The organism is Halomonas sp. GFAJ-1, assembly GCF_000236625.2.
Lineage (GTDB): Bacteria > Pseudomonadota > Gammaproteobacteria > Pseudomonadales > Halomonadaceae > Vreelandella.
Genome location: NZ_AHBC01000055.1, coordinates 14,452 through 40,738, shown reverse-complemented (window position 1 = coordinate 40,738; position 26,287 = coordinate 14,452). Strand labels below are relative to the sequence as shown.

24 protein-coding genes are annotated in these 26,287 nt (G+C 56.0%); 16 read left to right on the top strand and 8 right to left on the bottom strand.

From position 1 onward, the window contains the following. Positions 1-106: 106 nt before the first annotated feature. From MOY_RS15035 to recQ, 5 genes are all read left to right on the top strand, one after another. The gene (locus MOY_RS15035; RefSeq protein ID WP_009101392.1) at positions 107-1,237 is read left to right on the top strand and encodes an ABC transporter ATP-binding protein; all 1,131 of its coding nucleotides are present in this window, start codon (positions 107-109) and stop codon (positions 1,235-1,237) included. Between the two features lie 41 nt (positions 1,238-1,278). Further along, complete coding sequence (locus tag MOY_RS15030) at positions 1,279-2,559, top strand: ABC transporter substrate-binding protein (protein ID WP_009101391.1); 1,281 nt, start codon at positions 1,279-1,281, stop codon at positions 2,557-2,559. An 80-nt stretch (positions 2,560-2,639) separates the two neighbouring features. Next, on the top strand, positions 2,640-3,524 hold the full coding sequence (locus MOY_RS15025) for a carbohydrate ABC transporter permease (RefSeq protein WP_035540867.1): 885 nt from the start codon (positions 2,640-2,642) through the stop codon (positions 3,522-3,524). After that, on the top strand, positions 3,521-4,375 hold the full coding sequence (locus MOY_RS15020; protein ID WP_009101387.1) for a carbohydrate ABC transporter permease: 855 nt from the start codon (positions 3,521-3,523) through the stop codon (positions 4,373-4,375). The genes MOY_RS15025 and MOY_RS15020 overlap by 4 nt, the downstream gene beginning before the upstream one ends. A 62-nt stretch (positions 4,376-4,437) precedes the next feature. Then, the gene (recQ, locus tag MOY_RS15015) at positions 4,438-6,264 is read left to right on the top strand and encodes a DNA helicase RecQ (protein ID WP_009101385.1); all 1,827 of its coding nucleotides are present in this window, start codon (positions 4,438-4,440) and stop codon (positions 6,262-6,264) included. Between the two features lie 37 nt (positions 6,265-6,301). Here recQ and MOY_RS15010 read toward each other — a convergent pair whose 3' ends face one another. Further along, positions 6,302-6,880, bottom strand: coding sequence for a YgjV family protein (locus MOY_RS15010; protein ID WP_009101383.1), 579 nt, complete (start codon positions 6,878-6,880; stop codon positions 6,302-6,304). A 223-nt stretch (positions 6,881-7,103) separates the two neighbouring features. Here MOY_RS15010 and MOY_RS15005 point away from each other — a divergent pair, with 223 nt between their 5' ends. The 11 genes from MOY_RS15005 (at position 7,104) to MOY_RS14955 (ending at position 19,258) form a co-directional block, all read left to right on the top strand. After that, positions 7,104-7,517: a DUF350 domain-containing protein gene (locus tag MOY_RS15005; RefSeq protein WP_009101380.1), complete on the top strand. Its 414-nt coding sequence runs from the start codon at positions 7,104-7,106 to the stop codon at positions 7,515-7,517. A gap of 12 nt (positions 7,518-7,529) precedes the next feature. After that, the gene (locus MOY_RS15000; RefSeq protein ID WP_009101379.1) at positions 7,530-8,135 is read left to right on the top strand and encodes a DUF1190 domain-containing protein; all 606 of its coding nucleotides are present in this window, start codon (positions 7,530-7,532) and stop codon (positions 8,133-8,135) included. A gap of 19 nt (positions 8,136-8,154) precedes the next feature. Beyond that, positions 8,155-9,321 carry a glutathionylspermidine synthase family protein gene (locus tag MOY_RS14995; protein ID WP_009101376.1) on the top strand — a complete coding sequence of 389 codons (1,167 nt, stop codon included), beginning with the start codon at positions 8,155-8,157 and terminating at the stop codon, positions 9,319-9,321. A 217-nt stretch (positions 9,322-9,538) separates the two neighbouring features. Beyond that, entirely contained in the window at positions 9,539-11,551 is a 2,013-nt protein-coding gene (locus MOY_RS14990; protein ID WP_009101374.1) for a methyl-accepting chemotaxis protein, read from the top strand. Positions 11,552-11,563: 12 nt separating this feature from the next. Beyond that, positions 11,564-12,634, top strand: a complete 1,071-nt coding sequence (gene cheB / locus MOY_RS14985) for a chemotaxis-specific protein-glutamate methyltransferase CheB (RefSeq protein ID WP_009101372.1) — start codon at positions 11,564-11,566, stop codon at positions 12,632-12,634. Beyond that, positions 12,631-14,058, top strand: a complete 1,428-nt coding sequence (locus MOY_RS14980) for a CheR family methyltransferase (protein ID WP_009101368.1) — start codon at positions 12,631-12,633, stop codon at positions 14,056-14,058. The genes cheB and MOY_RS14980 overlap by 4 nt, the downstream gene beginning before the upstream one ends. A gap of 1 nt (position 14,059) precedes the next feature. Continuing rightward, positions 14,060-16,168: a hybrid sensor histidine kinase/response regulator gene (locus tag MOY_RS14975; RefSeq protein ID WP_009101366.1), complete on the top strand. Its 2,109-nt coding sequence runs from the start codon at positions 14,060-14,062 to the stop codon at positions 16,166-16,168. 37 nt (positions 16,169-16,205) lie between these two features. Then, the gene (locus tag MOY_RS14970) at positions 16,206-16,562 is read left to right on the top strand and encodes a response regulator (protein ID WP_009101365.1); all 357 of its coding nucleotides are present in this window, start codon (positions 16,206-16,208) and stop codon (positions 16,560-16,562) included. A gap of 84 nt (positions 16,563-16,646) precedes the next feature. Then, the gene (locus MOY_RS14965) at positions 16,647-18,326 is read left to right on the top strand and encodes a diguanylate cyclase (RefSeq protein WP_009101363.1); all 1,680 of its coding nucleotides are present in this window, start codon (positions 16,647-16,649) and stop codon (positions 18,324-18,326) included. Next, positions 18,316-18,849, top strand: a complete 534-nt coding sequence (locus MOY_RS14960) for a chemotaxis protein CheW (protein WP_009101361.1) — start codon at positions 18,316-18,318, stop codon at positions 18,847-18,849. The genes MOY_RS14965 and MOY_RS14960 overlap by 11 nt, the downstream gene beginning before the upstream one ends. 1 nt (position 18,850) lies before the next feature. Beyond that, positions 18,851-19,258 (top strand): hypothetical protein, encoded by a 408-nt coding sequence (locus MOY_RS14955; RefSeq protein WP_009101359.1) that lies wholly within the window; start codon positions 18,851-18,853, stop codon positions 19,256-19,258. A 12-nt stretch (positions 19,259-19,270) separates the two neighbouring features. Here MOY_RS14955 and MOY_RS14950 read toward each other — a convergent pair whose 3' ends face one another. From MOY_RS14950 to MOY_RS14920, 7 genes are all read right to left on the bottom strand, one after another. After that, positions 19,271-20,476 carry a molybdopterin molybdotransferase MoeA gene (locus tag MOY_RS14950; RefSeq protein ID WP_009101357.1) on the bottom strand — a complete coding sequence of 402 codons (1,206 nt, stop codon included), beginning with the start codon at positions 20,474-20,476 and terminating at the stop codon, positions 19,271-19,273. Beyond that, entirely contained in the window at positions 20,469-20,987 is a 519-nt protein-coding gene (gene moaB / locus MOY_RS14945) for a molybdenum cofactor biosynthesis protein B (RefSeq protein WP_009101355.1), read from the bottom strand. Before moaB ends, MOY_RS14950 begins: the two co-directional genes overlap by 8 nt. A gap of 3 nt (positions 20,988-20,990) precedes the next feature. After that, a complete protein-coding gene (locus MOY_RS14940) occupies positions 20,991-21,317 on the bottom strand; it encodes a DUF1244 domain-containing protein (RefSeq protein WP_009101353.1) in 327 nt (108 codons plus the stop codon). 85 nt (positions 21,318-21,402) lie between these two features. Further along, on the bottom strand, positions 21,403-22,503 hold the full coding sequence (locus MOY_RS14935; RefSeq protein ID WP_009101351.1) for a formate dehydrogenase subunit gamma: 1,101 nt from the start codon (positions 22,501-22,503) through the stop codon (positions 21,403-21,405). Between the two features lie 11 nt (positions 22,504-22,514). Further along, on the bottom strand, positions 22,515-23,129 hold the full coding sequence (fdh3B, locus tag MOY_RS14930) for a formate dehydrogenase FDH3 subunit beta (RefSeq protein ID WP_009101348.1): 615 nt from the start codon (positions 23,127-23,129) through the stop codon (positions 22,515-22,517). A 75-nt stretch (positions 23,130-23,204) separates the two neighbouring features. After that, positions 23,205-26,057, bottom strand: a complete 2,853-nt coding sequence (locus MOY_RS14925) for a formate dehydrogenase subunit alpha (protein WP_009101346.1) — start codon at positions 26,055-26,057, stop codon at positions 23,205-23,207. A 25-nt stretch (positions 26,058-26,082) separates the two neighbouring features. Further along, positions 26,083-26,286: a twin-arginine translocation signal domain-containing protein gene (locus MOY_RS14920; protein ID WP_009101344.1), complete on the bottom strand. Its 204-nt coding sequence runs from the start codon at positions 26,284-26,286 to the stop codon at positions 26,083-26,085. Between the last annotated feature and the right edge of the window lies 1 nt (position 26,287).

Sequence of the window (26,287 nt, the reverse complement as noted above, 5' to 3'; positions counted from 1 at the left end):
CTTAATGCCGCTCACGTAATACACCTGCCACACAAGCGTCACACAACGGCAACATCTTCATAACAAGATTTACCCATTACAGCTAGCAGCCGGTGATGGGTGTGCCATGTCAAATCAATCGCGAATCCGCTTGGAAAGTGTCAGCAAGCGCTGGGGTGCAACCGCCGCTGTCGATAACATTTCCTTCGACGTCACCCCCGGGCAATTTGTGATTCTGCTGGGCCCTTCAGGCTGCGGTAAATCCACCACGCTACGCATGATCGCAGGCTTGGAAGAAGCCAGCGACGGCCACATTCATATTGGCGAACGCGACGTTACGCGCCTACCGCCCGGTGATCGCGGGCTCAGCATGGTGTTTCAATCCTACGCGCTGTTTCCGCATTTAAGCGTGGCCGACAATATCGTGTTTGGCCTGCGCAGCCGCAAAGTGCCCAAAGATGAACAGCGTCAGCGGCTGGCGAAAGTCGCCGAGCTGGTCGATTTAACCGACTACCTGAACCGCAAACCTGCCCAACTTTCCGGCGGCCAACGCCAGCGGGTTGCGTTGGCGCGCTCGGTTATTTCTGAACACCCGATCTGCTTGATGGACGAGCCACTCTCCAACCTGGACGCCCGGCTGCGTAGCGATATGCGCAGGGAAATCAAAGCGCTGCAAAGCCGCCTGAACATGACGGTTATCTACGTTACTCACGATCAAGTCGAGGCCATGAGCATGGGCGATCGCGTTATTTTAATGCAGCACGGCAAAATCGTTCAGGATGACTCGCCTGACGAGCTCTATAACCGCCCCGCTAGTGCCTTTGCGGCAAGCTTTATTGGCAGCCCCGCCATGAACCTGCTGCCACTGTTGCTAGGCGAGAATGGTGCTGTGATCGAAGGCGAACCCAGCACGCCAGTAGCCCCTATGGAAGCGGCAGGTGGTCACTTGGGTGTCCGCCCAGAAGATATTGAGCTAAGCACCACGTCAACCACAGGTGTACCCGCCATAGTTGTCAGCGATGAGTACCTGGGTGCCGATACGATTGCCCATGTCACCGTTGGCAGTCATACCGTGAGGGTTCGCATGAGCGGTAAACACGCGCTAGCGGGTCAGCCCTGTCGCCTTCGCTGGGCAAGCCAACACGCTCACCTGTTTGGCAGTGACGGCCTGCGCCGAGATGACATAACGCCACACGCTTTACCCAACGCCTCTCGAGCTGTTCCTCGCCCACCGGCAGTGGGCTCTTTCCAACACTGATCGCTAAACCTGGTTCAGTACTGACACTTGCGGAGTCTCTTATGCGTTTGCGTACCCCTTTTGCAATGACTGCTTTGGCAGCGGGCTTATTAAGCGCCGCTCAGGTAAACGCCGATAGCATTGATCTCACCATGTACTATCCCGTCTCGGTGGGCGGTGCACTCACGGATGTCATCGACAACTTGGTCGCTGAGTTTGAGAGCGAACACCCTGAGATTAATGTGGAAGCGATTTACGCCGGTAACTACGACGACACCCGCGTACGGGCAATGTCGGCCATTGAGGCCGGTGATGCACCGCAACTATCGGTACTGTTCTCCATCGACCTTTACGAGCTGATTGAGCAGAATGCCATCGTCGCTTTCGACGACTTAATCGAAACTGACGAAGAGCGCGAATGGCTAGATAGTTTTTATCCTGGCTTGATGGAAAACGGCCAGCTAGACGGCAAAACCTACGGCATACCCTTCCAGCGCTCTACCATCGTGCTGTTCTGGAACAAAGATGCCTTTGAAGCCGCGGGCCTAGACCCCGATATGCCTCCCGAGAACTGGGAAGAGATGGCCGACATGGCCGCTACCGTGCGTGAAGCCTCCGGCGGCGATCAGTGGGGCGTGATGGTACCTTCCACTGGCTACCCCTACTGGATGTTTCAGGCCTTCGCCTTTCAAAACGGCCATCGTCTAATGAGCGAAGATGGCACCGAGGTCTACTTTGACGATCCGGCGGCCATTGAAGCGCTTGAATACTGGGTATCGCTAACCACTGAGCACAATGCCATGCCCGACGGCACCATTGAGTGGGGCACGTTGCGCCAGAACTTCCTTGAAGAGTCCACCGCTATGATGTGGCACACCACGGGGAACTTAACCGCCGTGCGGAGTGAGGCCAATTTTGATTTTGGCGTCGCCATGCTGCCCATGAATACCCAGCGGGGTAGCCCCACCGGCGGCGGCAACTTCTATATTTTTGAAGACGCGACCGAAGAAGAACAGCGCGCAGCGATGACCTTTATTCGCTGGATGACAGACCCCGAGCGCGCCGCTGCATGGTCCATTGAGACGGGTTATATGGGCGTTAGCTCTGCCGCTTATGAGACCGACGCGCTGCAAAGCTACGTGGAAGAGTTCTCACCAGCAGCGGTAGCCCGTGACCAGCTCGAACACGGTACTGCGGAGCTTTCCACCTACCAGGGGGGCCGCGTGCGCCGCGCCTTGGACAACGCCGTGCAAGCCGCGCTAACCGGCCAGATGTCGCCGGAAGAAGCGCTAAGCCAAGCGCAGCAAGAAGCCGATGGCGTGCTTCGTCGCTACGCACGCTGAGTGCACTAGCGCTGTAACACTTGCCCGATTGCCATGCTCGCCGGGGTACGCCCCGGCTTTTTCTCCTGCGGTACACCCCTATGAACTTAACCTCTTATCGGCGAATGCAGTTATATGGCGGCTTGTTGTTACTGCCTGCCGCAGTGCTGTTAACCACGTTCGCCTACCTGCCTACGATCACAACCGTTATCAACAGCTTGTTTTTGCCCGGCTTTCGCGGTGCGCCCGCCGAATTTGTGGGGCTCGAAAACTATCAGGTGTTGTTTGATGACCCCACGTTTTGGAAGGTAGCGCGCAACAACTTAATTTATGCCGTGGGTACGATTCCGACGTCCATTGCACTGGCACTGGGCATGGCGCTGTTCGTTAACGGTAAACTTCCGGGGCGCGGCTTTGTGCGTATGGCGTACTTTACGCCCACCATCCTGCCCATGATCGCCGCTGCCAATATCTGGATGTTCTTCTACGCCCCACAGATTGGCTTATTTAATAAACTGCTCGGCGCATTAGGGTTTTCTGGGGTTAACTGGCTTGGCGATCCCAGCATGGCGCTGGGGTCAGTGATTGTGATGTCGGTATGGAAAGAAGCCGGCTTTTTTATGATTTTCTACTTAGCGGCATTGCAGGGTATTGCCCCCGAGCTTAAAGAGGCTTCCGACCTTGAAGGCACCAGCCGCTGGAGCTTCTTCTGGCGAGTCACCTTTCCGCTGTTAATGCCCACCACGCTTTTCGTGCTCATTAACGCCTTGATTAATGCGGTAAGGGTCGTCGATCACCTGTTTATTTTGACTAAAGGTGGGCCCAATAACGCCACCAACCTGCTGCTTTATTACGTTTATGAGAATGCGTTTTCGTTCTTTGACCGCACCACGGCGGCCACTATTACAGTGGTCATTTTGCTGGTACTCGCCGTCGTTGCCACGCTTAAGTTCACGATTTTAGACCGCAGGACCCATTACCAATGAGTTCAACCCTATCGCCTTCAAAAACCTATGCGTCCCGCTATCGTTACCTCTCCATTCCATCGCTGGAAACCGTGGCAGCATGGTTGCTGGCGATTATCTGGGTATTTCCCCTACTGTATGCGTTCTGGGCCGCCTTTCATCCCCCGGCCTATATGGTGCGCTTCGACTTATTTGCCCCCCTTACGCTGGATAACTTTAAAAACGCTTGGGCGCAGGCGCCCTTTGCCCGCTACTACCTGAACACGTTTGCCCTGGTTACCGGCGTTGTTTTTGCTCAGTTTGTAGTCTGCACCCTGGCAGCCTTTGCCTTTGCGCGTTTTCCCATCCCAGGCAAAAACGTGCTGTTTATGCTGGTGCTAATTCAGCTGTTTGTGTTCCCCGAAGTGCTGATTGTCGAGAACTACCGCATCGCCAGCGAGCTGGGGCTGATCAACACCATCACTGGCATTGGATTGCCCTACGTGGCCAGCGCCTTCGGTATTTTCCTGCTGCGTCAGACGTTTAAAACCATACCCAGGGAGCTTGAAGACGCTGCGCGTATTGAAGGCTGTAACTGGCTAGAAATTCTCTGGAAGGTGTACGTTCCCCTGGCCAAACCCACCTACCTTGCTTACGGGCTTGTCTCGATCAGCCACCACTGGAATAACTTTCTATGGCCACTGGTGGTCACCAATTCGGTAGAGAGTCGTCCGTTAACGGTAGGCTTAGGGGTTTTCTCAGCGCCCGAAACCGGCGTTAACTGGGCCACCGTTAGCGCCGCCACGCTGTTAAGCATTGCCCCGTTGCTCATCGCTTTTCTACTCTTTCAGCGCCAGTTCGTGCAGTCGTTCTTAAGAGCGGGGATTCGCTAGGCAAAATTCCTTAGGGTTTCGTGCGACAATTCTCCCTCACGCACGCGACAAGGAGAGCATTGATGCACGGCGACGCCCATCCGGCAGCCCTCAAGGTGTTGCAGGAGGTCTTTGGCTACGACAGTTTTCGCGGCCCGCAACAGGCAATTATTGAGCATGTGATTGCTGGTGGCGATGCGCTGGTGTTGATGCCCACCGGCGGTGGCAAATCGCTGTGCTATCAGATCCCCGCGCTACTGCGCGAAGGTACCGCGATTGTGGTTTCGCCGCTGATCGCGCTGATGCAGGATCAAGTAGCAGCGCTGGAACAGAACGGGGTTAGGGCAGCCTACCTCAACTCAAGCCTCGATTATCACGAGGCGGTTGATGTGGAAAATCGCCTGCGGGCGGGCGAGCTGGATCTTTTGTATGTGGCCCCCGAACGGCTCGCTATGCCGCGCATGCAGATGCTGCTGGAACAGACCCAGATCGCGCTGTTCGCCATTGATGAAGCCCACTGCGTCTCCCAGTGGGGTCACGATTTTCGCCCGGAGTATCGCCAGCTCTCCCACCTGCATCAGCGCTTTCCCCAGGTGCCGCGCATCGCCCTGACCGCCACCGCCGACGTGCCCACCCGGGGCGATATCATGGAGCACCTGCAGCTTCAAAACGCGGCGCTATACAACAGCGGCTTTGACCGCCCCAACATTCGCTACCATATCGCCGAAAATCAGGGCAACGCCAAGGAACAGCTGCTGCGCTTTATTCGCGAGCACCACAATGGCGAGGCAGGCATTGTCTACTGTCTTTCCCGGCGCAAAGTAGAGGAGACTGCCGCTTGGCTGGAACGCCAGGGGCTCACCGCGCTGCCCTACCACGCGGGGCTTCCCGCCGAGCAGCGCCAGCACCACCAAACCCGCTTTCTACGTGAAGATGGCGTGGTAATCGTCGCCACTATCGCCTTCGGCATGGGCATCGACAAGCCAGACGTGCGCTTTGTGGCGCACCTCAACCTGCCCAAGAGTATCGAAGCCTACTACCAAGAGACTGGCCGTGCCGGGCGCGACGGCCTGCCCGCCGATGCCTGGATGGCCTATGGGCTTCAGGACGTAATCACCCTGCGCCAGATGCAGCAGGGCTCCAGCGCCGCTGACCAGCAAAAACGCATTGAGCAGCAGAAGCTCGACGCTATGCTGGGGCTATGTGAAATCATTAGTTGCCGACGCCAGGCGCTGCTCCACTACTTTGGCGATCACTTAGACGCGCCCTGCGGCAACTGCGACAACTGCCTCACCCCACCCGAGACCTGGGACGCCACCGTGGCGGCACAAAAGGCGCTCTCCTGCGTCTACCGCACCGAGCAGCGCTTTGGTGTGACCTATCTGGTGGATTTACTGTTGGGCAAAAGCAACGAACGAATCACCCGCTTTGGCCACGACAGACTCAGCACCTACGGCATAGGCAAAGACCTCTCTGCCAACGAATGGAAGGCGCTCTTTCGGCAGCTGATTGCTAGCGGTTTTTTAAGCGTGGATATGGAGGGCCATGGCGGCATCAAGCTGACTGCTAACGCAAAGCCGGTACTGCGCGGCGAGCATGACCTCACCCTGCGCAAGCCAATCAACAAACCCAGTAAGGCTAAAGCCGCTCGGCGGGGCAGCAAAGTCTCTGCCACGCACAGCCACGGCCCACTGTGGGAGGCACTGCGCCAGCACCGCAGGGAGCTTGCCGAAGCCCAGGGCGTGCCCGCCTATGTGATCTTCCACGACGCCACCCTTGCCGAACTGATCGAACAGAAACCCCAGAGTTTGGAGGCATTGGGGGCAATCTCCGGCATTGGCGCGCGCAAGCTGGCAGATTACGGCGAGGGCTTTCTGACAGTTATTCTGGCGCAGCAGGAAGGCGAGTAGCGTTAATGCAGCAGGCTATCTTGACTGCTGGGCGATGCTAGGTCGGGCGGTTTTTCGTAGTGATGGGATCAAGCCCATCTGGATCTTCGAATACTTCAGGATATCTGCGCTTGGCCCGCACTAAACGAATGATGGTGACGATATTGGTGATCACAATCAGCCCTTCCGCAATAGTTCCGCCGATCGCACCAATGAGCAGGTTGTTCAGCATCCACGCTAAGGCGGCCAGCCCTAGGCATACCCGCATGGCGATGCCGCGCAGCAAAAACATGCCAACGGTTCCCATTACCATGGCCGCCATGGGCAGAACATCCACCCAGTTTTGCCAAGTGAAAGCGGCAGCAATACCACTGGCCAGCAGCACGCCCACCATAACGGCTTTGCTACCCATATAGCGTCGGGCCAGCACAATTCGCACAATCACCATTACGGTGAGCGCGGCCGCCGTCCAACTTCCAAAAAAGACAAACTGCAGCGCAAAGGCCACATTGGCGGAGATCAGCAGCCCTAATAATCTGTTGTCGTTTTTGCTGGCAAAAGCCACTACGCATATCACCAGCGCCACCAAGCCAAAGAGCTGACCCGCCAGAACACTGTGGCTTAGGCTATCTAGCATTGCATATACTCAGTTAGATTTTTCAGCGGCCCATACTCGCATAAATACGCCGCGCCCTCTTGATGAAACCGCCTGACTTTAGCGCACGAGATCCAGCAGTACTTGCGAGACTTCTTTCCCGATCACTATTTAATCAAACATCCCTAAGAGCCACCCATTAAGCGGAATGCTATGACACAATGGGGCAATCGATACGACGCACTTAACAAGGAAGACACCGGCCATGTTTCACTACTTACAAGGTTTACCCCATTTTTTTGGCTACTTGATCAGCGCTCTTGGGCTGTTAGTTGCCTTTATGTACTGCTATAGCCGCATTACGCCACACCACGAGTGGACACTGATTCGTGAAGGCAACGCTGCTGCCGCCCGCGCCTACGGCGGCTCTATTCTGGGTTTTACCATTCCGCTGTATAGCGCCATGGCGAACTCTGTCAGCTATATCGACTTTATTCTCTGGGGCATTATTGCCTTTGGTGTTCAGTTAGCGACTTTCTTTGGGTTGAAGCTGTTTCTGCGTCAGCAGGGCGAAAGCCTTTCCCAGCATATTAACGAAGGCCACCAAGCCTACGGCACGTTGGTAGGCAGCGTTTCCATTGCGGTCGGCTTGATCAACGCAGCCTCAATGACGTGGTAAAGGAGAGTGACATTGGATACACATAACCACCCGGCACATTTACCCCGTCGCAAGCGCAGCGCTCGCCTGACCCTGGCGATGATGGGCACCAGCGCGTTTGGCTTAACTGCCTGTGTTGAATCAGCGCCTGATGAGCACGTAACCGAGGTCAGCTTCGATGAACCCAGAAGCTTTCAAAGTGTTGAGGAGTGCGTTGCTGCTAACGTTTATACCCGCAGCGCCTGCGAAGATGCTCACGCTGCATCGCTTGAGTCTGTTCCCCGCTTTGACACACTAGAAGCCTGCGAAGCAGAGCACGGCGAAGGCGCTTGCACAGCACCTACCGAGGAACAAGCCCAAGCCACTAGCGGTGGCGGCAGTTGGTTTATGCCCGCCATGATGGGTTACATGATGGGCAGCATGTTGTCGAACACCAACCGTGGTCGTTCTATTGAGCGGGTCTATCAAGAACCGGTTTACCGTAATCGCCAAAACCAAGGCAATTGGAATACCGCCTCCACCCAAGCAACCCAGCGTGTTAATCAGCGCAATGAGGCCATGCGTAGCTCGGTGGTTCAGAACCGCCAAGCAACGACACGACGCGGTCTGGGCACACGTTCAGCCTCCTGGGGTTCATAGCCAGTATTCGAGGATTGCTATGCTGCGGGTAGATATACCTGAACGTAAAGAGTGGAAAGCCCTAGCCGACGAGCTAGGGTTTCATTTTCACACCATTGATGGTGCACCGTACTGGAAAGAGGACGCCTACTACCAGTTCACCCTGGAGCAGGTAGAACAGGACATCGAGGCTCCAACTGAAGCGCTGCATGAAATGTGTATGGAGTTGGTCGACAAAGTCTGCCACTCCAATGCGTTGATGCAGCGCTTAGCGATTCCTGAGTTTATGTGGGACACCATTCATAACTCCTGGAAAACGGGCCAGCCGCACCTGTATGGTCGTATGGACTTTGCCTATACCGGTAACGGCCCAGCGAAGCTGTTAGAGCTAAATTACGATACGCCCACATCGCTCTATGAAGCGGGATTTTTCCAGTGGGTATGGCTTGAACAAGCCATTGAGCAGGGCATTCTTCCTCGTCAGGCAGACCAGTACAACTCGATTCAAGAGCGCTTAATCAACGCCATGGCCCATTTAGGCGACCGCTTGGAAAGGCGTACGCTCTACTTCTCCTGCGTAAAAGGCAGCGATGAAGAGCGTGCAACGGTGAGCTACTTGCAAGATATTGCCCTTCAAGCGGGGCTGAATACACCCTTTATTTATACCGATGATATAGGCCTGCAGCCTGGTGCCACTCACTTTGTCGATTTAGACAACCAGCCCATTACAGCGATCTTCAAACTCTACCCCTGGGAAGAGATGGCTGACGATGCGTTTGGCCAACAGCTGCCGTTGCTCGACACGCACTGGTTCGAGCCTCCCTGGAAAGCGATTCTATCCAATAAAGGTATTTTGCCGCTGCTTTGGGAGCACTTTGAGGGCCACCCTAACCTGCTACCGGCTTTTTTCGAAAATGCTAACAGCCCACCGCTACCAGCGGGCTGGGTGCGCAAACCGTTCTTCTCTCGGGAAGGCAGTAACATAGAGCTGATTACCCCATCAGGCCAGCGCGAGGCCGTAGATGGCCCTTACACTGACAGCCCCTGGATTCGTCAGGCTTACCACCCGATGCCGCGCTTTGGTGACAATCATGCCCTAGTCGGTAGCTGGGTAGTGGGTGACCGCGCCTGCGGCATGGGCATTCGTGAAGATATGGGCCGCATCACCAAAGACACCTCGTGCTTTATTCCCCACGCGATCGTATAAACAGAAGTACCAAATTCAACTTATTAGCGCTGGACATTGCTCCCTAAAAAAGCTGAAATCGTTGGTATTACTGATTGATACTACCGGGAGTATTACTTCCGCGAGTAGAGGGGCCATCGACCCTTCATCTTCTATACCCTGAGCGTTGCCTAACAGCGTTAATGCTAAATGCCGTTGCGTCTTCAGGGCCACCATCTACTTTGGAGCAACGGCGAACATGATGGCGCGCTGGAAATCCCTACCTTTAAGGCTTCGGCTATTTTCATCCTTTGGGATCGTCTTAGCGCTGGCAATGCTTCTAGCGCTCTATCTTCAAGCGCGCTCCCACAGCCAGGCGCGGCTTGATAACCTGCTTAATCAGGAGCTACCGGCACAGATCGAAGGATTAGCTGCGCATATAAACCTTAACCTTAGCCAGGATCTGGCCATTTCCAAAAGCCTTGCCAATAGCTACTTTATTGAACAGTGGATTAGCGACGGATTACCTGAAGCACAACAAAACGATATTACCCGCTACCTTATGCGCCTGATGGAACAGATAGACACCGAGCTACTGTTTATCGCCGCTCAGCACCAGGGCCGCGGTTACTATTTCCAACTGCGCAATGGCGAACTCCTGCAACGTACTATCCAGCCGCCAGGCAGTGACGATGATTGGTACTACCGTTTTACTGAAAGCGATAACGCTTACGAGTTAAATTTAGATAGCGATACTTTTTCACCCGAAGATGCCTTTGTGTATGTTAACTACCGCAGTGCCGTCGATGCCGCCAACGGACGACCGCTGGTAGTGGCTGGAGCGGGGCTTGATCTCTCCCAAATGGCCAGCTTGATTAGTGACTTCCGCTTAGGGAATACCGGACGCGCTTCGCTTATCAGCGCCGAAGGTGAACTGCTCATTCACAGCGGTGAGGGCGTAATAACATCGGAACCTCTGCCCGATCAAATGTCCCAGCGCTTGCAGCCCGATGAACGGCGCCAGGTTCACGAAATTGAGCGCGATGGCAGCACACTGCTGGTTAACACACGCTGGCTGCCCGAGCTGCAGCGCTACCTCATGGTTGAGGTCGATAAAGAGGCGTACTTGGCATCCACGCGTGAGCGCTTTCTGGAATCTAGCGGTGTAGGTTTACTCATACTGCTTGTTGGGTTGCTGATTCTCTATCCGCTGACCGGCAGTCTTATTCGTCCACTCATTGATTTCCAGCGCCAGTTGAAAGATATCACCCACAGTTTAGATCTCTCGCGGCGCGTCAGCACCGACGACAAAGCGGAGCTTGGCGACTTAGCCCATCAAACTAACGAGCTCCTTGAGCGTCTCTCCCGCGCCATTGCGGCGGTGGCCAAGAACGCAATGGCGCTAACACACGTCGCCGATCGGCTGGCAAAAACCGCTGGCCTTTCCGGTGTGCACGGCAGCGATATTGACAATGAAGCAAGCCAAACCATGGCCGCAGCCGTCGAAGAGATGGCCTCTTCGGTGGCTGAAATCACCTCCACCATGGAAGAACTTTCTACCTCATCTACCCAAATCGCTGACCACTCCCAGTCAGTGGTCGACGTTGCCAACCAAACTCTGGAGCGCAGCCGCAAAGGCAGTGCGGCCATGCAGCTTCTACAGTCAAAAATGCAGGATATCCGCAGCGACAGCGAGCAGAGCCTGACCGAGATCATGACGCTGGGGGCTAAATCTAAGCAGATCAATAAAGTCATGGAGTTGATCAATACGCTAGCCGCCCAGACCAAGCTGATCGCCTTTAATGCCGCGCTGGAAGCCTCCAGCGCGGGGGAATCGGGCCGACGCTTTTCGGTTGTGGCCAGCGAGATACGCCGCTTGGCTGACAGCGTGACCGACTCTACCCAAGAAATCGAAGCGCACACCGATGATATTCAGACGGCTATTAATCGCTTAGTTGTGGCGTCTGAAAAAGGCGCCTCCTCCATCGAGCAAGGCGTTGAAGCCAGCATGAGCACTGCCCAGGACCTTGAAGCACTGCTCAAAGCGGCCAGTCAAACCAGCAGTGCCGCCCAGCAGATATCGCTCTCTACTCAGCAACAAAAAACTGCCAGTAGCCAGGTGGTCATGGCGCTGCGCGACATCGACACAGCCAGTTCACGCAATGCCCATTCGGTGCGCAGCATTACCGATATCAGCCAAGATATGATTCAAATGTCGACAGAGCTTAACGCGCTGGTGCAGGAGTTCACCCTTACCCATAAAGATCGCTGATAAGGATACCGGATGAGTGTAATTCGGGTAGTCATTGCCGACGACAGCCAAGTAGCCCGCGACGTGCTACGCGATATCCTTAGCCGAGCCGATGATATTGAGGTCGTAGGTGAAGCCACTAACGGCCGCGAAGCAGTAGAGCTGGTCAAACGCCTTGCACCGCAGCTGATCACCATGGACCTCAACATGCCGGTGATGGACGGCCTAAGCGCTATTGAAGAGATTATGTATAGCAGGGGCGTGCCCATCCTGGTGGTCAGTGACCGCTCCGATGCTCAAACGGCTTATCAGGCTTTAGAAGTGGGTGCGCTTGAAGTAATGCCTAAACCCACATTAGAAGGGGCCGACGCAGATCGCCTATTGGAACGTGTTCGCCTGCTTGCGGGTGTTGCGGTGATTACTCGCCTACGGCGGCGCGTCACAACACCGGCTCCCATTATCACCCTGCCTACCCTGCCCGCGGCCTCAAGTGGCGTGCCGCGGAACTTTCAACACGTCGTCGCGATCGCTTGTTCGACCGGTGGCCCGCAAGCCTTAGTGCGCCTGTTGCGAACGCTACCGGCTAGGTTTCCAGCGCCTATTGTGATCGCCCAGCACATCAGCCATGGGTTTATTGATGGTATGGCTGAATGGCTAGCATCGCTATGCGCCATGCCGATCAGTGTTGCCAAAGAGGGCGAGCAGATTCAGCCTGGGCACATTTACCTATCACCTTCAGAGCGTGATTTATGTGTCTCCCCCCGCCACCGTTTCCAGCTTCAGCCCAGCCCCCAAAGCTCTCTGTATCATCCTAGCTGCGATGTGCTGTTGCAGAGTGTCGCAGAGGTCTACGGCAGAGATGCCATCGGCATTATCCTGACCGGTATGGGCCGCGATGGCGTTATTGGCATGCGGGCTATTTATCAGGCAGGCGGCACCACCTTCGCGCAAGATGAAGCCAGCTCAGTTATTTATGGCATGAACCAGGAAGCCGTTAAAGCGGGTGTTATTCAGTATGAGCTACCGCTAGATAGCCTGGCGGGACGTCTATTGCGCGATGTGCGCGGCTCCCTAAATAACAACCGACCGGAGCCTCTAGCATGAGCGCGTTAGCGCCCTTTAAAGCCCTTGTGCATCAGCGCTGCGGTTTACACCTAGAGGGCTTGGCCGAAGCTCGGCTATTACGAGCGGTCGCCAGCTTACAAGCCTTCACAGGACTAGCGGATAACACCCAGCTTCTTAAACAATTAACCAGCGACACAGTGCTCTTCGATCACTTTGTCAGCCAGTTAACGGTTAACGAAACCTATTTTTGCCGTGAACCGGATGCCTTGAACTGGTTGGTTAGCACCTATCTGCCTGAGCGCTTAGCGGCAAGGGGGCCACCGCTATCCATCTTTAGCGCAGGCTGTTCTTCCGGCGAGGAGCCCTATAGCGTAGCGATGATGCTGTTTGAGCGCTTTGGCGAGCGCGCTAAATCGCTGTTTACTCTCACCGGCGGTGACCTGGATCACCAAATTCTCGCCAAGGCACGCCAGGCGATTTATGGCGGCATGGCGTTTCGCGCGCTCTCACCCGACTTCAAAGCGCGTTACTTTAGCCCTTTCCAGGGCCGCTTTAAGCTTCACGAATCTCTTCGCCAATGGGTAACTTTTTGTCCGTTTAACCTTTTAAACGCCCATGAAAGCCATCCAGGCGGCCCCTTTGATGTGATTCTGTTTCGCAATGTATCGATCTACTTTGACCCGCAGACGCGGCGGCGTATTCACCATCAGCTGAGCCAGTTGCTGGCCCCGAATGGCATCTTACTCTGCGGTGTTACCGAAACGTTGGGTAACGATCTCGGCGTTTTTGAGCTGGTCGAAGATCAGGGCATATTTTACTTTCGCCGCGCTGAGCAATCCGCCGCAGTGCCAACGGCTCCCCTTGAGCCGCCCATGCTTGCGATGCGCGCAAAGGCTGATGACAGTAGTGACATCCGTGAGAGCGCCCGTGAAACGCTAGGGCTAGCAAGCAGCACTGATTTAGCGCCCGATGCGCCTCTTGCCCAAACAGCGGATAGCGAACAAGCAGATAGCACCGCTGATCAGCTGCATACCGCCCATCAGTTGCTCAATCAAAATGCCTTTAACGAGGCCGCAACGCTGCTTGAGGCGCTTCTTAAACAACAGCCGTGGTCAATCGATACGCTAGTACTAGCCGGGCTAGTCGCCCGCTGGCAGCAAAAGCCCCATGTGGCCTACGACTATTTTAAACGGGCTATTTACGTTGCCCCAGAGTGCTGGCCAGCGCACTTCTACTTAGCTGAACTGTATCGCCAGGGTGAATTGACCGACGAGCCGCTACAACGCAAGCAACGCTATGCCGCGGTGGTGCGTTTGCTGACCACTGCGCCCACCTCAAGCGGCGGGTTAGACACTATCGTCCCACCGCTGCCACCTGGCGATGCGCGCTTCCTTGCCGAACGTTATTTAGAAGCGGACAGCACCACGCTGGCATCCCCTCACCTCTCACAGGGAGTGAGTTAACATGGCGCTGGATATTCGCCGCTTTATTCAGCGCTTTGTGGAAGAGGCCGCCGACCACCTGCCGCGCTTACGCGAAGGGATAAGTGCATTAGAGCAGGGCTATGCTGACCGAGAGCAGATCAATGAGCTGTTTCGCGCAGCGCATACGCTCAAAGGCTCGTCGCGTATGTTAAAGCTGGCGCCCATTACGGCACTGGCGCATAGCACGGAAGAACTGCTCAGCGCCCTGCGCGACGGCACCCTAACCGCATCGCCGACAGTTACCAGCCTGCTTAACCAAGCCGTTGATGGGCTTTCTGACTTTGTCAGTCAGCTAGCCCAAGGGGCAACAGGCGATGACTTACCGGCCACGGATGAGGCGTTGTGTAACGCCCTTGAACAGGCGGCTCTTCAAACCCAACCCCTGCCCAGCACACCTGCACCCCCGCTTCCTGTTACGCCTTCAGCACCTTCGACTTCCACTGCGCTGACCACCGAGAGCGAACTACGCCTCAGCGATACGGTGCGGGTTCGTTTGGACCGGCTAGACGATGTTATCCGCTTGATGGGTGAAGTACTTTCCGGCCACCACCACTTACATACCTTGGTTGACCAAGCCCGCGCGTTAAGCACCACGCTCCCTGCCGAGCAGCAGGCGCCCTTTCACGCTTTTCACCGTGAGCTGAAAGATAGCGTTTTAAGTCACGATTCGCTGATGAACGACTTGCACGACCGGGCACTGCAAATGCGCATGCTACCGCTAAGCGTAGTGTTTGATCCGCTCGCGCACATGTCCCGTGAGTTGGCTCAATCACTCGGCAAACAGGTCGACTGCCGCTTACGAGGCGCCGAAATAGAGCTTGATCGCCAGATGATTGATCGCTTGTCAGACCCGCTCATTCACCTGCTGCGCAATGCCCTGGATCATGGCTTCGAGCCACCTGCCGAGCGCGTGGCATCGGGTAAATCACCCCGGGGGAAGCTGGTGATTGAAGCGTGGCAAGATGCGGACTGGGTAATGGTTGAGATGCATGATGATGGCGCAGGTATTGCGTTAGACGCGGTGCGTCAGAAAGCGCTTGCCAAACAGCTCGTCAGTGAAGAGCAGCTGAATACACTGAGTGAGCAGGAAACCCTGGAGCTTATTTTCCTGCCGGGTTTCTCTACTAAAAGCATGATTACCGACTTTTCTGGGCGCGGCGTGGGCTTAGATGTGGTCAAGCGCACGGTTATGGACGAGCTTAACGGCGACTTACAGCTTACCAGCGAACGCGGCAGCGGCACGCGCTTTACCCTGCGCCTGCCACTCTCACTGGCCATGATGCGCGTGCTGTTGATCAGCGTTGGCGGTGTCACCCTAGGGGTAACCGCGCCTTACGTATCCGAGCTGGTGGAGTGTTCACCTGGCTCATTCATTGATGCTGCTGGACAGCGCACGCTGATTTTGCGCAATGAATTTGTACCGGTGGTATCACTAGCCCAACTGCTTGAGCTACCTGAGACAACGTCCGACACCGATAATACCTTACTGCTGGTCGTCCACCAGCGACACCAGAAGCTCGCCTTGATAATTGATTCACTGATTGATGAGCGCGATATGGTGATTAAGCCGCTCCCGGTGCATCTACGTCACTTACCGCTGGTCTCGGGCATGGTTTCCATGGGGCGTAATGCGCTGGTGAGCCTACTGCACATACCTGCGTTGCTGGAGGCTACCCGGCACAATGTCCAGCACCTTGGTAATGAGCGTCCCTCATCCACTCTCGCGAAGCGCATTTTGGTAGTCGATGACTCACTGAATACCCGGGAAATAGAGAAAGACGTACTCGAAGCGTGGGGCTACCACGTTACGCTGGCCGAAAATGGTCGCGATGGGTTAGCCAAAGCACTGGCGGAGCCATTTGATGCAGTACTAACCGACGTTGAGATGCCAATAATGGACGGCTTTGCGCTGACTGCCCGACTGCGCGAAAATGAGGTTTATCGTTATCGGCCGATTATTATTATCACCTCGCGGGAAAAAGAGTCTGATCGGCGACGCGGCATTGAGGTTGGTGCCGATGCCTATATCGTCAAGGGCAGTTTTGATCAAAACAATTTAGTAGAAACTCTCCAGGCCCTGCTGGGTTAAAGCGCGGGTTACTTACACAACACTCAAGAGGTCATGGATGCATATTCTGGTCGTAGACGACGATCCGCTAGCGGGTGAAATGACGGCGGCACTGCTTGAATCGCAAGGGCATAATACTCTGATGGCCAATGATGCAATGGACGCCGTCGAGCAGTTAGATTCTCACAGCGATATCAAACTGATTGTCAGCGATATGCACATGCCCCTTGTCAGCGGCACAGTACTGCTAGCGATGCTGCGCGAGCAAGGCAATCACCTGCCGTTTATTTTACTTACCGGGGACACCCCGGATGAAGCACTACGCCAGACACCGGGCCTGAACGCCTGTTTGCGTAAAGATGCCGAGCTGGCAAGTAATCTAGAAGCCGCCGTTCAACAGGCACTCAACAGCTAAGCATGCTCCGAAACAATGTTAGATGCGATGGAATGGATAAAATGGAACGGATCGCCGCTTTCGACCAATCACTTAGGTAGTCTGATGTCTCAGCCCGCCCCTTCGCTGCACGAAAAGCTCAATCAGCTGCGTGCGCGTTTTATTGAGCAGCTTCCAGCCCGCTTAGCGCACACCGCCAAGCTGTGGGAGCAGAGCCGCGCCTCGACCGAAGAGCAAACGCGACTCGCGCCGGAGCTGCACCGCTTCTTTCATAGTTTGAAAGGAACCGGGAGGTCGTTGGGCTTTGAGCGGCTTGCCCAGCTAGCAGACCAGGCTGAGGAGTCGCTCACCTCCTCTCCTCTGCGTGCTGATATCGACACCTATATCAGCGAGCTGCTACATAAGCTGGGGCGCGAACAGCAACACTTGCGTTCGCATAATGGCCAGCAGCAAGCGCTGTCCGCGGTGCACAGCTTTGAGCTGACCGGCCAAGTGGAGCCGATGCGCAATAAGCGCCAGCGGTTAATTTACTTGTGCGACGATGAGCCCGAGCAGGTCGATCAACTAATCCACCATCTCCGCTGTTTTGGTCATGAGGTCGTGCACTTTATCGACACAGAAACGTTCTTTAACGCCGTGCTCACTCGTCGGCCAGACGCGGTGATCATGGATGTGCAGTTCCCCCAAGGCCAGACAGCCGGCACGGAAACCCTGGCCAGCCTCAACAAATTGACCGACCAACCGCTGCCTGCCATCGTACTGTCGGCCCACAGCGACTTTCATTCACGCCTGAGCGCCGTTCGCGCAGGCTGCGACGGCTACTTCATAAAGCCAGTGAAGCCGCTGGATCTTATGTTGGCGGTGGATGAGCTCACCGCTCCGGCGGCGGAAGAGCCGCTAAAGGTACTCGTGGTGGATGATGAGCCTGAAGTAGCTGCCTACCATGCCTTACTGCTTGAAGAGGGCGGCATGATGGCTCATCAAGTTCACCATCCCGCCGATGCACTCACTACGATGGAGCGCTTTAGTCCCGACTTACTGCTGGTCGATGTGTATATGCCGGTGTGTTCAGGGGAAGAGCTGGCGACGATTATTCGTCAGCAGCCGGAGTATCTAGGGCTACCGATCATCTATCTCTCTAGTGAAACCGACAGCCAAAAGCAAATTTCCGCGATGTCCGCGGGTGTTGAAGCCTTTCTTACCAAGCCCGTACAGGCAGAGGAACTGGTCTCGGCGGTGCGGCTGCGCGCTGAACGCCTACGCCTACTGCGCTCATTAATGACCCGCGATAGTATGACCGGCTTGTATAACCACAGCACTACCACCGAGCTCATCAATAAAACCCTCGCCCAAGCACACCGCGAAAACAGCCAGCACGCCATGGCGATGATTGATATTGATCACTTTAAACATGTGAATGATACCCACGGCCACTTGGCGGGCGATCAAGTGATTATCACCTTGGCAAGGCTATTAAAGAGCCGCCTGCGGCTCTCAGATATTATCGGCCGTTACGGCGGCGAAGAATTTGTTGTGCTGCTAAAAGGTATCAACGCCGAGAAGGCCGCCACATTAATTAATAGTTTGCGCGAGGATTTTGCACTGGTCGATTTCCACGCCGGTGATGTCCGCTTTCGCTGCACCTTCAGCGCAGGTATCAGCAGCTTCCCCGCGCAGCCTTCTACCGAGTCACTGCGTTTAAGCGCTGATCAGGCGCTCTACCTTGCCAAAGACCAGGGACGCAATCAGGTCGTCGTATCAATGGAGCAAGCCGATGAGCGCTGAAACGCCACGCGACAGCCACTCTTTGGAAGAGGCGTTAGCGGCACACGGCGATGCTAATACAGTGGTCGATGTTGATGAGCCCACCCAGCAGCTAGTGCTTTTTCGGCTCAATGGCCAGCGCTTTGCACTACCCGGCAGCGCAGTGAGCGAGATTTTACCCAGCGATCAGCCCGTTTATTACGTACCGGGGCTACCTGTCTCTACTGAAGGCGTACTGCACCTGCGTGGCCACATTGAGTCTGTCATTAGCCTGCATCAGCTACTCGGCCTGCCCACGCCTGAGAACCCAACCCACGGCATGATTTTGTTAGTCAACGCAGCGGGCATGAGCAGCGGCGTGCGAATAGAACAGCTAGACGATGTGTGCGACGTGGCCCAAAGCATGCTGCAAGCGCCTCCCGAAACGCTTCCCAGCACGTTGCACCCTTATGTTAGCGCGCTGTGGCAGATAGATGATCGCCAAGCGCTTGCACTGCTTGAGCCAGAGGCGCTATTCAACGCCTACCAGCAGGGGCTGGGTTAACGTGCTTCAGCATCAAGATCATGACGAGCAAGCTCAGGTGGCTATGGTGCTGTTTCGCGTAGGGCCTTACCGTGCCGCCCTAGAAGCGTGTCATGTTATCGCCATGGCCGATCAACCGACGGCATTGCGCAGCGCCAGCGCCCACTCGTTGCTTTATGAAGGGCGCGACCAACCTACGCCACCTAGCCGCTGGCTAACCCTGCGCGACGCTCAAGTAAGGAGCGAAAAAAACAGCACTTGGCAGCTAGGCGTAAGCGGCGACATTACCCTTCGGCAACTGCCTGCCAACACGCTTTACCCGCTACCTAAGCTGCTGCGTTCCCGACGGTTTTCAATGGCGCTGTGCGGCTTTACGTTTGAACAGCAGCAACTCGTACTGCTGTTGGACGCGCGCAAGCTGACTCCTTAGCCTTCTCATCCCCTAACTTGCCAACCATAAACAGCGGATCTTATCGCCCTTAGCGATTTCGCTATTAGGCGGGATCACCGCTAAGGCATCGGCGTTGATGCACGACGAAAGCACGCCGGAATTCTGATCGTCAAAAGCCTTGGCCGTCACACCGCTTGGCGTAAAGTTTAGCGTCACGCGCATATAGTGTTCGCGGGGGCCGGTTGAGGTGGCAAAACCAGCGCTAGCAGTCATATTGGGCAGTGCTTTTAAAGTAGGGCAGCCAAGCAGTGCGCCCATTAGTGGCCGCAAAAATAGCCATGCCCCTACAAAACTAGACACAGGGTTCCCAGGAAGCCCTACAAAGCGTGCGTGGCTGCCATCGTTGCGGGGCAAACGGCCCAGTGCCAGCGGCTTGCCAGGGCGAATCGCCAGCTTCCACATATCGAGCTGGCCCAGCGTTTCCAGCGCGGCTTTGACATGATCCTCTTCGCCCACGCTTACACCACCGGTGCTGATAACCACGTCAGCGTTTAGCCCCGCTTGGCGCAGTAGTTCAACGGTTTGAGCATAGTCATCCGGCACGCTAACCAGTTGCACGACGTCAGCCCCAAAGTTTTCTAACAGCCGCTTGAGCATTGGCCGGTTAGAGTTATAGAGCTGACCGGGCTTTAATGGTGTGCCGGGGTCAACAATCTCATCGCCAGTGGAGAGTAATGCCACACGGGGCCGACGGCGTACGCTCACATCGGTGACGCCTTGCCCGGCCAAATGACCTAATGCAGCAGCTTCCAACCGTTCACCGGCATTTAGCAGCACAGAACCACTTTGCACGTCGCGCCCCTGACGGCGCACATTGTCCCCCGCCGGAATATCCGCTGGAATCAGTGCGCGCTCACCGTCAATCTCTACGCGCTCTTGCATCACCATACAGTCAGCGCCAGCAGGAATCTCACCGCCGGTAAAAATACGTGCGCAGCTGCCGGGCGCAAGCGTTTGGGCCTGGGTGCCTGCGGCAATGCGCTGACTTATCGGCAGCCATTGCCCCGCATCAGCGGCGCGCAAGGCGTAGCCATCCATGGCGCTATTATCAAACGGCGGCACGTCCAACTGGGCATAAACAACGTCGGCCAGCACGCGACCCGCCGCCTGCACTAGCGGCACTGGCTCAGCCTCCAGCGGCACCACCCCTGCCAGCAGCGCCTCAAGGGCTGTTTCGATCGGCTGTAAATCAGCCATGCTGCCCCCGGCCTGGAATCACTAAGTTGGCAAAATTGCACGGCTTATGGCGGCTATCCAACTGCTCGGCCAGAATGCCGTCCCAGCCGGTGCGGCACGCACCGGTTGAGCCGGGCAAACAGAACACGACAGTGGCGTTGGCAAACCCACCCAAAGCGCGGCTTTGAATCGTGGAGCTACCGATCTCGTCGCCGCTCAATTGGCGAAAGCGCTCACCAAAGCCTTCGATGCGCTTATCCAGCAGCACCGAGATAGCCTCGGGGGTGGAGTCGCGCCCGGTAAAGCCTGTCCCCCCCGTGGTAATCACCACCTGAATCGCAGGGTCGGCAATCCACTGGGCCACCACCGCGCGAAGTTGATACACATCGTCCTGCACAATGCGCTTTTCAGCCAGGGTATGGCCCGCGCCGGTGAGCCGCTCTATTAGGAATTGGCCCGAACGATCGGTCTCTTCCGTGCGCGTATCCGACACCGTTAACACCGCTACGTTTAACGCCACCATGCTTTCCATGGGCTACTCCTGGGTTTTCTTCTGAGCGTGACGCGCCTCTAGCGCAGCGAGCTGTTCGGGCGTTGCCTTACCTTGGTAGTGCGCTTTCCACTCGCTATAGGGCATGCCATACACGTACTCGCGGGCGGCTTCCATCTCAAGCGAAGTACCCTGCTCCTCTGCCGCCGTGACCAGCCACTTGGAGAGGCAGTTACGGCAGAAGTCAGCCAGGATCATCAGGTCGATATTTTGCACGTCTTTGTTGTCGTCTAAATGCTTCAGTAGGCGGCGAAAAGCGGCTGCTTCAATTTCGGTACGCGCGGTAGTATCCAGTTCGTCAAATGTTGCCATGTTGATTTCTCTTTAAAGTGCGTTAAGGGCAGCATAACAAAAGACACCGCCCGTAGGCGGTGTCAAAGGGCATTACTATACGTCGCTAGCTAGGTCGAGAAGCTGAAACGTCACTGCTGCTGTCACCCGACTTGCGAGCAGCAACCTCCTCTTCCGAGATTGCTTGATCCTTCACTTCTTCATACCAAAGGTTGTGGTGCTCTTTCGCCCAAGCTTCATCCACGTAACCCGTGGTCATGGCTTCAAGCGACCCTTCGGTACCCACCGTGCCAATGTAGATATGGCCAAGCGCTACTGCGGTTAAGCCAAGGGCACCCACCGCATGGATAATATTCGCCCACTGCATGGTGTCACGGCTTTGGCCGTAGTTAGGAAAGTCGAGTACAAAGCCACTAACAACCACCACAATGCCTGCGGTAGCCAGCAACCAATACCAAGCTTTTTCCCCGCCATTAGCGAAACCTGCATCCGGATGGCCTTTTCCTACAAGCCCACCGCCCTGCTTGAACCACTGCAGGTCGTGCTTTTTGGGAATGTTATCTTTAAGCAGCTTCACTAGCAGTACAACCAGCAGAATGCCAAATAGCGGCCCCAGGTAGTTATGTAACACTTTCGAGGCCGAAATCATCCACCCCCAAAAAGCATCACCGAAAAGCGACCGGAATACGAACTTGCCGTACAGTAAGTTCAAACCGGTCAACGCCAGGGTGATAAACAGGGTGGCCACGGTCCAGTGCAACGAGCGCATAAATAGTGACCAGCGGAACAGCTTGCGGCCAGTACGCGGCTCTGCTAATTCCTTACGGCCGATGATCAGATAGAACAGCGTGATAATGCTCACCATGCCAAACACTGCGATTAGGCCAAATGGCGACACCCAGCGGTTGCGCAGCGTGCGCCATGTTTCACCACTGGCATTGATCAGGTTGTAGTTGCTGTCATGACGAGAATCTCGGAAATTTGCATCCGTCTCGCCACTACGCACCTGGCGCCATTGATCAGCCGTAATGCCGGGGGCAGCGGTTCTCATTTCGCGGTCAGGTTCCGCCTGGGCCACCGCTACCTGGGTGAACCCAAGGCTCAGCATCACTACCAGCGCTACCATCACCAAGCGCCAAATGCCCAGGGCGAGCCCTTTACCTGAGCGCGGCACCCTGACGGGTGCCTGTGCAGTCAACAGGTTCATGACACGCCTCCTCACCCTTTACGGGTAGCATCATAGGCTAAGTTATCGGCACTGGCCTGAGGATTATTAGACCAAGCACCGTCTGGGTGGCCGCGATGCACTACACGCTGACGGAAGATATCAGCCACGTCTTGGGCGTCACCCGCCAGTAGCGCCTTGGTAGAGCACATCTCTGCACATAGCGGCAGCTTACCCTCGGCAATGCGGTTAGAGCCGTACTTCTCATACTCCTCTTCTTTGCTCTCAGCAGGGCCGCCAGCGCAGAAGGTGCATTTGTCCATCTTGCCACGTTCACCAAAGGCATTCTGTTTGGGGAACTGGGGCGCACCGAAGGGGCAAGCGTACAGGCAGTAGCCACAGCCAATGCACAGGTCTTTATCGTGTAGCACGATGCCGTCATCGGTTTTGTAGAAGCAGTCGGTGGGGCAAACGGCCATGCAGGGGGCGTCATCACAGTGCATGCAGGCCACTGAGATAGACATCTCGCTTGCTTCACCGTCGTTCAGCGTGACGACACGACGACGTTGAATGCCCCATTCGACATCGTTAGCGTTTTTACAAGCGGTGACACAGCCGTTGCATTCGATGCAGCGCTCGGCGTCACACATAAATTTCATTTGAGCCATGGTGTTCTCCTCATGCCGGTGCGGGATGGCTCCCGCACCGCCGTGCTGTCAGGTCGGTCGGCCTTTTTTCAAGCCTCAGGCGCGCTCAATGCGGCAAATGGTGCACTTAGTCTCTTGCATTAGTGTCACCGGATCGTAGCCATAGGTGGTGGCGGTGTTCGCTGCTTCACCAATGATGTACGGATCAGAGCCGTCCGGGTAACGGTCGCGCAGGCTCTCGCCCTGGAACATGCCACCGAAGTGGAATGGCATAAACGCAACGTTACGATCAACGCGAGGCGTGACTAAGGCTTTAACTTTTACCCGCCCGCCTTCTGCACCTTCTACCCAGACATCATCGCCATCCCGCACACCAATGTCGTTGGCATTGGCCGGATTGATCTCGACAAACATCTCTTGTTGGAGCTCCGCTAGCCACGACATGGAGCGCGTCTCTTCACCACCGCCTTCGTACTCAACCAGCCGGCCTGAGGTCAGGATAATTGGGTAGTCGGCGCTGTTATCCCGATCCTGAATGGTTTTATACAGCGTAGGTAGACGCATAATGGAGTCGAAGTCGTCCCAGGTGGGGAAGCGTTCAACCAAGTCACGGCGCGTGGTGTAAAGCGGCTCGCGGTGTTTTGGCACTTCATCGGGGAAGGTCCACACCACAGCGCGCGCTTTGGCGTTGCCATAGGGGGCGCAGCCGTGCTCAATCGCTACCCGCTGGATACCGCCTGAGAAGTCGGTTTTCCAGTTTTTACCTTCAGCGGCCACTTTCTCAACGTCGGTCAGGTCATCCCACCAGCCTAAGTCTTTCAGCAACTGATCGTTGAACTCGGGGTAGCCATCGTCGATGTCTCCACCGACAGGTGCCGAACCTTCGGCCAGCAGGTTGACGCCGTTTCGCTCAATGCCAAAGCGGGCACGGAAGCCCATGCCGCCTTCCATGACCGGCACGCTGGTGTCATACAGGTTGGGTGAGCCAGGGTGACGAAACTCCGGCGTTCCCCAGCAGGGCCACGGCAAGCCATAGTAGTCACCGTCAGCGGGGCCGCCCTGGGCACGCAGGTTTTCAAAGCTGAAGGTATGCCAGTTTTTCTGGTGCTCTTTGAGCCGCTCAGGGCTTTGTCCGGTGTAACCCACCGTCCACATGCCGCGATTGATTTCCCGCAGTACGTCTTCAATAAGCGGCTCGTTGCCGTTCATCTCAAAGTTTTTAACGAACTCATTTCCAAAGCCCAGCTTGCGGGCGAATAGGTACATGATTTCGTGGTCGGGCTTAGCCTCAAACAGCGGCTCAATCACTTTATCGCGCCACTGGATGGAGCGGTTGGTGGCGGTTACGCTACCGGTAGTCTCGAACTGGGTAGCCGCAGGCAGCAAGTAAACACCGTCGCTGCGGTCGTGCATAACGGATGCAACGGTGGGATAAGGGTCAACGATGACCATCATCTCAAGCTTCTGCATCGCCTTTTGCATTTCAACGCCGCGGGTTTGCGAGTTAACCGCGTGCCCCCAGTAGAACATTGCTTTTAGCGCGGTCCGCTGGGAGATGTTTTCATCCTCTTCCAGCACGCCGTCCACCCAGCGGGATACCGTAATACCGCTGGTATACATGGGTTTACCATCGGCATATTCGGTGTCATCAAAGCGCTCTTTCAGCCACTCATAGTCAACGTCCCATACGGTTGACCAGTGCTCCCAGGCGCCTTCAGCCAAGCCGTAGTAGCCAGGTAGAGAGTCGCTGCCCAAGCCAAGATCGGTAGCCCCTTGCACGTTGTCATGGCCGCGCAGAATGTTGGCCCCGCCGCCAGATTTACCAATGTTGCCCAGCGCCAGCTCTAAGATGCAGTACGCACGGGTATTGTTGTTCCCGGTAGTGTGCTGAGTACCCCCCATACACCACACTACGCAGCCAGGGCGGTTGTCCGACAACCGCTTGGCCACATCGAACATCTCTGCTTCCGGCACGCCGGTGATATCTTCTACGACCCTGGGCGTAAACTGGGCCACCTCAGCACGGACTTCGTCCATGCCGTAAACGCGCTGGCTGATGTACTCGCTATCTTCCCAGCCGTTCTCAAAAATGTGCCACAACAAGCCCCAGATATAGGCAACGTCCGAGCCGGGGCGCAGGCGTACGTACTTATTGGCTTTCGCCGCCGTGCGGGTAAAGCGCGGGTCGGCAACGATGATGTCGCAATTATTGCGCTCTTTGGCAATCAAGATGTGCTGCATCGCCACCGGGTGGGCTTCACTCGGGTTAGAGCCAATAAACAGGATGGATTTGCTTTTTTGCATATCGTTGAGCGAGTTGGTCATCGCCCCGTAACCCCAGGTGTTCGCCACGCCCGCCACCGTGGTGGAGTGACAGATACGCGCCTGGTGGTCGGTATTGTTGGTGCCCCACATGGAGGCGAGCTTGCGCATTAAATACGCCTGCTCGTTATTGAACTTGGCCGAGCCTAGCCAGTAAACGCTGTCCGGGCCGTGCTCATCGCGCAGCTCAAGCAGCTTGTCACCAATTTCGTTGACCGCATCGTCCCAACTCATGCGCTGCCACTCACCTGACACCAGTTTCATCGGGTATTTCAGACGGCGGGTGGAGTGGCCATGCTGGCGCAGCGAAGCACCCTTGGCACAGTGGGCACCACGGTTAATGGGGTGGTCAAAGGCAGGTTCTTGCTTTGTCCAAATACCTTCTTGAACCTCAGCATAAACGCCACAGCCTACAGAGCAGTGCGTGCAGATAGTGCGCTTAGTCTCTACAGGGGAGTCCAGCACCGGGGTTTTCTGGGCCGACTCGGCACGCTGCATCATCGGCGCGCCCATAAAGCCTACGGCCGCCACGCCACCGGTCGCGACACCCGTGCGCTGCAAAAACTGACGGCGGGAAATTCCAAGACCTGGGGCCTTGGGGGCTGTTGTTTTGCGTGTTAGACGCATGGCAATTCTCCTGGCGTTTTAGCCGTCAGTCGCGCAGCGACGCGTAGTAAGCACGAACATGGTCAGTCTCACGGTAATTAACTGACGCTTTTTCGCTCTCCACCGGCTTGTTGTTATCAGCTTGAGCCAAGGTTACATGGCCCACAGCAGCGGCCGCGCCCGCGGCAGCGGTTCCTAATCCTACGGTCTTGATAAACCGGCGGCGCTCAGAGTTATGTGACGTTTGCATG

Excerpts from the sequence above, each read along its gene's own strand:
- MOY_RS15010 (WP_009101383.1), bottom strand. The coding sequence starts at position 6,880 with ATGCTAGATAGCCTAAGCCACAGTGTTCTGGCGGGTCAGCTCTTTGGC.
- MOY_RS14935 (WP_009101351.1), bottom strand. The coding sequence starts at position 22,503 with ATGAACCTGTTGACTGCACAGGCACCCGTCAGGGTGCCGCGCTCAGGT.
- MOY_RS15030 (WP_009101391.1), top strand. The coding sequence starts at position 1,279 with ATGCGTTTGCGTACCCCTTTTGCAATGACTGCTTTGGCAGCGGGCTTA.
- recQ (WP_009101385.1), top strand. The coding sequence starts at position 4,438 with ATGCACGGCGACGCCCATCCGGCAGCCCTCAAGGTGTTGCAGGAGGTC.
- MOY_RS14990 (WP_009101374.1), top strand. The coding sequence starts at position 9,539 with ATGATGGCGCGCTGGAAATCCCTACCTTTAAGGCTTCGGCTATTTTCA.
- MOY_RS14925 (WP_009101346.1), bottom strand. The coding sequence starts at position 26,057 with ATGCGTCTAACACGCAAAACAACAGCCCCCAAGGCCCCAGGTCTTGGA.
- MOY_RS14995 (WP_009101376.1), top strand. The coding sequence starts at position 8,155 with ATGCTGCGGGTAGATATACCTGAACGTAAAGAGTGGAAAGCCCTAGCC.
- MOY_RS14980 (WP_009101368.1), top strand. The coding sequence starts at position 12,631 with ATGAGCGCGTTAGCGCCCTTTAAAGCCCTTGTGCATCAGCGCTGCGGT.
- MOY_RS14965 (WP_009101363.1), top strand. The coding sequence starts at position 16,647 with ATGTCTCAGCCCGCCCCTTCGCTGCACGAAAAGCTCAATCAGCTGCGT.
- MOY_RS15025 (WP_035540867.1), top strand. The coding sequence starts at position 2,640 with ATGAACTTAACCTCTTATCGGCGAATGCAGTTATATGGCGGCTTGTTG.
- MOY_RS14975 (WP_009101366.1), top strand. The coding sequence starts at position 14,060 with ATGGCGCTGGATATTCGCCGCTTTATTCAGCGCTTTGTGGAAGAGGCC.
- MOY_RS15005 (WP_009101380.1), top strand. The coding sequence starts at position 7,104 with ATGTTTCACTACTTACAAGGTTTACCCCATTTTTTTGGCTACTTGATC.
- MOY_RS14970 (WP_009101365.1), top strand. The coding sequence starts at position 16,206 with ATGCATATTCTGGTCGTAGACGACGATCCGCTAGCGGGTGAAATGACG.
- cheB (WP_009101372.1), top strand. The coding sequence starts at position 11,564 with ATGAGTGTAATTCGGGTAGTCATTGCCGACGACAGCCAAGTAGCCCGC.
- MOY_RS14940 (WP_009101353.1), bottom strand. The coding sequence starts at position 21,317 with ATGGCAACATTTGACGAACTGGATACTACCGCGCGTACCGAAATTGAA.
- MOY_RS14920 (WP_009101344.1), bottom strand. The coding sequence starts at position 26,286 with ATGCAAACGTCACATAACTCTGAGCGCCGCCGGTTTATCAAGACCGTA.
- moaB (WP_009101355.1), bottom strand. The coding sequence starts at position 20,987 with ATGGAAAGCATGGTGGCGTTAAACGTAGCGGTGTTAACGGTGTCGGAT.
- MOY_RS14950 (WP_009101357.1), bottom strand. The coding sequence starts at position 20,476 with ATGGCTGATTTACAGCCGATCGAAACAGCCCTTGAGGCGCTGCTGGCA.
- MOY_RS14960 (WP_009101361.1), top strand. The coding sequence starts at position 18,316 with ATGAGCGCTGAAACGCCACGCGACAGCCACTCTTTGGAAGAGGCGTTA.
- MOY_RS15035 (WP_009101392.1), top strand. The coding sequence starts at position 107 with ATGTCAAATCAATCGCGAATCCGCTTGGAAAGTGTCAGCAAGCGCTGG.
- MOY_RS15020 (WP_009101387.1), top strand. The coding sequence starts at position 3,521 with ATGAGTTCAACCCTATCGCCTTCAAAAACCTATGCGTCCCGCTATCGT.
- fdh3B (WP_009101348.1), bottom strand. The coding sequence starts at position 23,129 with ATGGCTCAAATGAAATTTATGTGTGACGCCGAGCGCTGCATCGAATGC.